The organism is Frankia sp. CcCS3 (assembly GCF_977927575.1).
The window spans coordinates 1-7,550 of the sequence record NZ_CDWRCL010000206.1; the positions used below are offsets into that span (position 1 = coordinate 1).

The 7,550-nt window shown below is 68.0% G+C and carries 6 protein-coding genes; all 6 read right to left on the reverse strand.

Going from position 1 to position 7,550, the window contains the following annotated elements; all coding sequences use genetic code 11:
- Positions 1-18 precede the first annotated feature (18 nt).
- Entirely contained in the window at positions 19-1,203 is a 1,185-nt protein-coding gene (locus tag AC08OQ_RS15770; RefSeq protein WP_476601686.1) for a cytochrome P450, read from the reverse strand.
- A 36-nt stretch (positions 1,204-1,239) separates the two neighbouring features.
- Positions 1,240-2,751, reverse strand: coding sequence for a flavin monoamine oxidase family protein (locus AC08OQ_RS15775; RefSeq protein WP_476601685.1), 1,512 nt, complete (start codon positions 2,749-2,751; stop codon positions 1,240-1,242).
- A 134-nt stretch (positions 2,752-2,885) separates the two neighbouring features.
- Complete coding sequence (locus AC08OQ_RS15780) at positions 2,886-3,779, reverse strand: NAD(P)-dependent oxidoreductase (RefSeq protein ID WP_462203759.1); 894 nt, start codon at positions 3,777-3,779, stop codon at positions 2,886-2,888.
- A 115-nt stretch (positions 3,780-3,894) separates the two neighbouring features.
- Positions 3,895-4,320: a YybH family protein gene (locus tag AC08OQ_RS15785; RefSeq protein WP_476601684.1), complete on the reverse strand. Its 426-nt coding sequence runs from the start codon at positions 4,318-4,320 to the stop codon at positions 3,895-3,897.
- 305 nt (positions 4,321-4,625) lie between these two features.
- Complete coding sequence (locus AC08OQ_RS15790) at positions 4,626-5,981, reverse strand: NAD(P)/FAD-dependent oxidoreductase (protein WP_476605577.1); 1,356 nt, start codon at positions 5,979-5,981, stop codon at positions 4,626-4,628.
- 22 nt (positions 5,982-6,003) lie between these two features.
- The gene (locus tag AC08OQ_RS15795; RefSeq protein WP_476601682.1) at positions 6,004-7,434 is read right to left on the reverse strand and encodes a thioester reductase domain-containing protein; all 1,431 of its coding nucleotides are present in this window, start codon (positions 7,432-7,434) and stop codon (positions 6,004-6,006) included.
- Between the last annotated feature and the right edge of the window lie 116 nt (positions 7,435-7,550).

A 7,550-nucleotide genomic window follows, 5' to 3' on the forward strand; every position in this document is an offset into this window, starting at 1 on the left:
AAACTTCCCAAACAGGCCCTAGGACCGCCCGGTGACGCGCACCAGTAGCCGCCGAGGGCAGATGATCTGCATAGGGTTCTCGAACTCGACCCCGCCCGAGTAGTCCACGGCGATGTCGTCGAAACGATCAAACAGCGCGTTGAGCACGATCCTGACCTCCAGCCGGGCCAGCGGTGCGCCGAGGCAGAAATGGATGCCCTGGCCGAAGGCGAGGTGCCCGCCGGTGTTGCGGTGGATGTCGAAGCGGTCGGGATCCGGATAGCGTCCCGGGTCCCTGCTGGCCGCGCCGGTCCACAGCGTCACCAGCTCGTCCTTGCCGATCTGCTGCCCCGCGAGCTCCGTCTGCGTGGTGGTCACGCGCGCCATCCGGGAGAAGGGTGGGTACAGGCGCATCAGCTCCTCGATGGCGCCCGGCAGCAGATCGCGGTCCGAGCGGACGGCCGCGAACGTCTCGGGGTGGCGGTCGAGGACGACGATCGCGTTGCCGATCATGGCCATCGACGCGGCGTGGCCGGCGAACATGGTCAGGCCGATCAGATCGCCGTTGCGCAACGGCTTGCCGTCGATACTCGCCTGCGCCAGGTCACTGAGCAGATCGTCGGTCGGGCTTTCCCGGCGCCTCCGCACATGATCAAGGATGTACGAGTTCATCTCCCGGATGGCGGGAGCGACCTCGGCCTCCATGACCTCGGGCGGCACCGTCGCCGCGTCGAGGGCGCCCAGCGCGTCGCCCCATGCCCGGAACATCGGCACGTCCTCGTGGGGCAGGCCGAGCATCTCGGCGACCACGGTGATCGGTAGGGGATAGGCCAGCGTGTCGATCAGATCGAAGGTGTCGGAGCCGGCCGTGCGGTCGAGCAGGGAGTGGGTGATCCGAGCGATCCGCTCGGACAGCACCGACACCGCGCGCGGTGTGAAGGCATGGCTGATGACCTGGCGCAGCATCCGGTGGTGGGGCGGGTCGCTGGTGACCAGGTTCCCCATCAGGAACAGGTCGAGATCAGGCTGCGGTTCGTTGAACAGTCGCACCGTCTCCGAGGAGAACGTCTTCGGATCGGTGAGGACATGGGCGATGTCGGCATGCCGGAACAACTGCCATCCGTACTCCTCACTGTGATGAATCGGATGCTGGTCGTGCATCTCCCGGAACCAGGAGAACAGCGAGTCCACAGCCTCGGTCGCGGATTGGTTCGTCGTTGGCATGGCCTACTCCCGATCTCACTGCCGTTGGATCGCTGATCACAGACGATGGACGGGGCGGTAGATTCTGTGATCGACTTCGGGTGTCACCGGGCGGCGACCCTCGGGCGCCGCAGGCGACGACGAGGACAACGTTGGTGAACCGGCGACCCGAAGACCCGATTCGATGGCGCCGTCCATGTACCCGCTCCAGCCAAGGGCAAGATCGTCGCCGCAGAATCTGATCCGCCCGAAGGGCTGGCTGATCGCACGGTGTAGCTGTGTGAGCTGGAAGGGCTGCCGGTACGCGGGCCCACCGAGGGCGTACTGGTCTGCCTGCCAGTCCGTCACGGTGTGCCTGCGAAGCTGCGCGTCCGGGATGATCCTGCGTACCGCCGCCTCGACCTGGGCACGGTTGCCGACGTCAAGCCTGTCGTCCACTGTGAAGGCGACGACCGGCGCGTTCTCGTTCAGCCGGCCCATGATGACGAGGGGATAGCCCTCGGGCGCCTCGGCGATGAACCGGTCCGTGGGACTGGTGAGATCCAGCCACAGTTTCTTCTGGCGTGGCACACCGTAGCCCTGGCTGCTTGCCCTGCGGTACTCCGATGGCAGCGCCGGGCCGAAGCTGATGGTCTTCCAGACGTTGACCGGGACGGCTATGACGACCTCGGGCACGGTGTAGGTCGCCCCCGTGCGGGTCCCTACCCGCACCCTTCCATTGCTCTGAGTGATCGACGTGACGGGGGAGTTGAGCCGGAGGTCTGGACTGCCGTCCTTCAGGATGGCCTCGGCCAGGGCGATGGTGCCCTTCTCCATGCGGAAGGTGTTCACTCCGGAGAAGCTCTGGTAGTTCCAGCCCGCGAGCGCCCACCACTGCGACAGCTGGAGCATCGAGCCGCGCGCGCTCGGAGCGCCGTAGAGCGCGGTGGTGCTGGTCATGCGGATCTCGTCCTGGGGCGGGTAGGCGAGCTGGTCGAGCCGGTCGCGCAGGCTCAGCCGGTCCAGCGGTGTGATCAGATCCTCGCGGGCGAACGGTTCGTACGGCTTCGGGAAGTAGTCGCGTGAGCCGTCGAAGAAAGGAGTGAAGAGTTCGCCCTGCCGGGTGTAGGCTTCGACCGGGTCGTACTCGGCGAATCCGGTGAGGGTTGGCATGATCACGCGCTCGGGTCCCGCGTCGGCCACGACCGACAGGCCGTAGCGCGCTATCTCGCGCCACACATGGGGCTGCAGCGGGTCGACCCAGGCGCCGCCGCGCTCGATCTCAGAGCCGTTGAAGGTGTCGGTCCATGTCCGCCCGCCGATGCGGTCGCGTGCCTCGAGCACAAGCACCCGCTGTCCCTTGCGCCGCAGCTCGCGGGCGGCGGTGAGGCCGGCCAGGCCGGCCCCGACAACGATGTTGTCGTAGTCGCGATGGCCCGCGTGGCCCTGTTCGACGGCCTCGGCCACACCGGGGAGGCCGACCCCGAGCGCGGATCCGGCGACGGCCAGGCCACCTGCCCTGAGCGCGGTCCTGCGAGAGAACGAACGGATGGACGAGCCTGTGTGCGCTCCGTCTTCATGCGTGGTCAAGGTGAATCCCCCCGCGTTACGGTCTGTGGTCGTCGAGGCGGTGTGGATGTCGCCGCGTTCCGGACGTGCGGGGAATCCGGCGCATGCGGCCTGCGCCTCGGATTCCCCACGCCGTTCCGGGTGGCTGGGCTGGGTCAGGCGGAGGGCTTGCGGAACTGCTTGATCAGCGCCGCGTAGCTGTCCTCGGCGTGGCCGTCGGCCACCGCGCGCTTCGCCAGCTCCAGGAAGAAGGTCGGGAGTTCCGCGTTGACGCCGAGCACTTTGCTCTCCTCCACGAGGTGCTCCATGCCGCCCACGTGGACGTTGACGGTGGCGTCGGTGGCCGGGAACCTGTCCTCGTCGATCTGCTGCGCGTAGGCGGTGACGTAGTCGGCCGTGACGTTGATCGCCGTGACCGCCAGGCTCGCGAAGGTGGTCGCCGGAACACTCGCGGTGCCCAGGAGCGCGGCACCGTGCAAGAAGGTGTTGAGGACGCCCCACATGATGCTGAGGACGGACATGTCATAGAGGGCGGACAGACCGTGGTCCTCGTCGAGATAGACGGTCCCGGTCTGGCTGAGTACCTGCAGGGTGGCCAGGTGCCCGTCGAAGGCCGCCTTCGGTCCGGAGTACAGCACCGTGGCCTCGGCGGTGCCGATGGCCTGGGGGAGAGCCAGGATCGCGCCGTCGAGATAGGTGCTGCCGAGCTGGGCCGCCCAGCTGGCGGTCTCACGCGCCACAGTGGAACTGGCCGTGGTCAGGTTGACCAGCGTCCGGCCGTCCAGGGCGGCGCCGACCGGGTCCAGCAGCTCGTGCACGGCGTCGTAGTCGGAGACGCAGATGACGACGAGTGGGCTTGCCTCGACCGCGGCCCTGATCGATGGGGCGAGGGTCGCGCCGTTGGCGACCAGATCGTCTGCCTTCCCTGCCGAGCGGTTCCAGACCGTGGTCGGGTGGCCGTTGGACAGGAAGGCCGCCGCCAGCGCGCGGCCCATCAGGCCGAGTCCGACGACGGTGACCGGCGATGCGGAGACTGAGGGGGTGGACACAGGAGCTTCTCCGGATGTCGTGCGGCGTCCGCCGCGATGGATGTGATCGTTCGTTCGCCGGTCCCAGGCGTGCCAGCGCGGTGATGTGACCCGCGTCCGCGTTTCGTGCGTCGATCTATTCCCGTCCCTCGTCCTCGGCGGCCCACGGGCCGCTGACACCGAAGGGGTTGTCTACGACGTAACGCCAGTAGCCGTCCTCGCCCTGACGCAGGACGTCGATGGCGACGCCGTCCAGCGGCTCGGGTTCGCCGTTTGCGCCGATCGTGTCCATCCGCCACTCGACCACAAGCATGGCGGTGTCGCCGACCACCAGCTTCTGGCGCACCGTCGCTTCCACGGACGGTTTGCGAGTCGCCAGAAATTCAGCCACGTAGTCGCGGCGGATCTGGCCGCGGAGGGGCTTTCCCGGCTCCCACATCCCGACCGCGTCGTCGGTGTACATCGCATTGACCGCGGCGGCGTCACCGGAGTTGAAAGCGGCTCCGAAGGCCTCCTGGTGCAGGTTGATGTCACGTACCAGTGCGTATTGAGTTTCGGTCACGGCACATTTGCTCCATTCGTATACTGACGGCATATGGCGTGGACCTGCTCGCAGGCTAGCAGCGAGCGTTCCTCGATCCGGTCTTGTGTCGGTAATCGTGTATAGACGTGAGAGGAATCGACCCGATTACCGGTGAACAACCAGCCACGGCGCGGATCGTGTCCCGTAATCCTGTCCGACAGGGCGGGTTCGCCCGCTGGAGCCGGTAGGTCGCGAACCGTGGGCAGCGCACGCCGCGGCGGTGGTTGTGCTCCCGCGGGTCCCCCGGGGGCGGGTGCTGGTCCGTTCGGAGTGCCGGTATGCGGCTAGCCCTGGTCGGTCTGTTCCAAAGCCCGGGCCACCGCCGCCTGGATCGCCGGGGCCGCCAGCGCCTCGGACGGGTCAAGGAGGTAGGCCACCCGGGCGTAGGCGACCAGCAGGTGCTCATCCCGCCGCGCGGCCTCGAGCAGCTGGTCGAGAAAGGCGAGCTCGGCCTGTTGTTCCTCGCTCAGGTCACCGCCCACACCAGGAAAGACGCGGTCGGCCCCGGTCGTCAGCTCCCACACATGGTCGACGGCTTCTGCCGCCAGGTCGGCGAAGAACCTGCCGGGCTCGACCGCCCCCGACCGGTCGACGTGGTCCCGCAACACCTTGGATCCCAGGGCCGCGACGGTCATACCCTGCCCGTATACCGGGTCGAAGCTGCATACGGCGTCGCCGATGACGAGTAGCCCGCCAGGGCGCGAGCTCATCCGCTCGTAGCGGCGTCGCAGGTTGGCCGGGAAGCGGTAGGCGATCGGCTCCCCGAGAGTCTCCTGATCGTGCACCGCGTCGTAGATGTCGGTGCTGGCCAGCGATTTCAGGAAGTCATGGAAGCCCGCGGAGTCGTGGGGTGGGTAGGCGCCGGCGATGCCGTAGCCGGTGACGACGGCACAGCCGTCCTCCACCTTGGCGCACAGCGCCCCTCGTGGAATCTCCGGCGAGGCGCCGACGTCGATGGAGACCTCGTCGACCATCCGGTCCTGCGCCAGCCGATAGTACTGGGTGGTGTAGCCGACGTCGACCCGGAGCTGCTCCTCCTCGACCTCGGGGTAGCCGAGCTCCGCGAGCCACACGGGCGTGCGGGTGCGTCGGCCGGTCGCGTCGACGACCAGGTCGGCGAACAGATCACGGCTGGTCTCCCCCCGCCGGACGCGGGCGCCCACCACGGTCAACCGGTCCGGGCTGGTCAGCAGCCCCGTGATCTCGGTGCGTTCCGCCACGGTCACGTTCGCGAGCGCACGCACACGCCCGCGGACCCGCCGCTCCAGATGCGGTCTGCTGACTGACAGCAGGGGCAGACCGGACTGCGGCTTGGGCAGGCGCCGGCCGTTCACGATCCACCGCGTGTTGCCGGTGCCGTCGCCTGCGGCTGCGCCGTTCGCTGTCAGCTCCTCGGTGATCCCCGGGAACAGTTCCTCCAGGACGAGGAGACCAGCGGCCAGCAGGTTGTGCAGGTGCTCGCCGTGCGGGACGCCTCGTCGGGTGTCACGGTGCCCCCCGGCGGCGTCGTGCCCGGTGAGGTCGTCACGGTCGACGAGGACGACCTCGGTGTACCGGTCCGCCAGCACACGCGCTGCCAACAGCCCGGCCATGCTTGCGCCGAGCACAACCACACGATCACGTCCAGATGTTTCCGCCATGCGGTCACTCCCCTGCTGCGTGCTAAAGGGTGGGGGGCGGAAAATAGCCCGCCTTGACGAAGAAGATCACATATCTCTCGAACAGGCCACGATCGACCGCCGGGCATTCAATGCCGGTTTCCCGCAGCGCGTGTTCGGTGTCCGAGACATCGATCGGCGGATAGGTGGCCAGGCCGTTGCCTGCGTTAATTCCCTCGAACGAGTCCAGCAGCGGGAACATCGCGTTCTTCCGGTCCCCGCGCACGCGGGCCGACCACGAGTCCCAGTCCAGCGCGGGCAGGTGGTATCCGAAGGATCTGAGGTGATCGACGAACTCGGCGAACGTCTGATTCTGCCGGTTGTATAGATGGAAGGTCCGGCCAGCGGTGTCCCGCAGCGTGGAGAGAGCCACGATCGCCGTGCTGACGTAGTCCACGGGAACCATGTGGACGACGCCGGCGAGGCTCTCGGGCACCGCCTGGGCCTCCAGGATTCCCCGGAGGCTCAACCAGACAAAATCCCTGGTCTGGCAGGCGCCGGTCATCTGGTCGCCGCACACGACATCCACCCGGTACACCGAGAGGGGCAGTCCGCGGTCCCTGCCGAGACCGATGATCTGCTCGGCGACCCATTTGCTCTGCAGATAACCGTTGTGCAGCAGGTGCGCCGGCCCGGTCGGGTCGGTCACGGTGGCCGCGCGCGCGTCAGGGCTCGGAGCGGGGAACACCCCGGTCGTCGACACGTAGTGGACCGGAACCGTGCGGTGTGCCGCGGCCAGCCGCAACACCTCCCGGGTGCCGCCGACGTTCGTCGGCGCGAGTTCGGTGTAGGGCCGCAGCCAGCTGACCGTCGCGCCGGCGTGATAGACGACGTCGACCCGGCGGGCGAGGTCGTCGAACCCGGCTTCGGCCAGGCCCAGTCGGCTCGCGGCCAGGTCACCGACGACGACGGACAGACGGGCCGGATCGATGTCCTCCCGCACCTGGTACCAAGCCAGGTTCTCCCGCAGGCGGTGGGTCGCCGTGGCCCGGTCTTCTCCCCGCACCAGGCAGTGCACCGTGGCGGTCGTCGATCGCATCAGATCACGGAGCAGGAACGCGCCGAGAAAGCCGGTGGCGCCGGTCAGCAGGATCTCGGCGGGGTCGGTGGCCACCCGGTCGATCTCGCCCGCGGGCTGAATACCCTCGTCGAGGTGGACCTCGGCGGAGAAGTCGACGTCGGCGGCGCGCGAGGACGCCCCTTGCGCGGCCACCAGGAGGGTGGCCAGGTGCTCCACCAGTTCCTTGGGTGTCGGGCGCTCGAAGATCAGGGATGGCGGCAGCCGCAGACCAGTGGCATCGGCCAGCCGGTTGCGCAGCTCCACCGAGGTGAGCGAATCGAATCCGAGGTCGGAGAAGAGCTGGTGCTCCTCGACCGCTCCCGGTGCCGAGTGTCCGAGGACGAGCGCCACCTCCTGAAGGACGAAGTCCGACACCGCGCCGCGCCGATGAGACGGGGGCAGTTCCGTGGATCTGTCGCTGATCTTGTGATCGAACTGGCCCTCTCATGATCGTCTATTGGTATCGCGCTGTGATGACCGGCCTGGTGTGA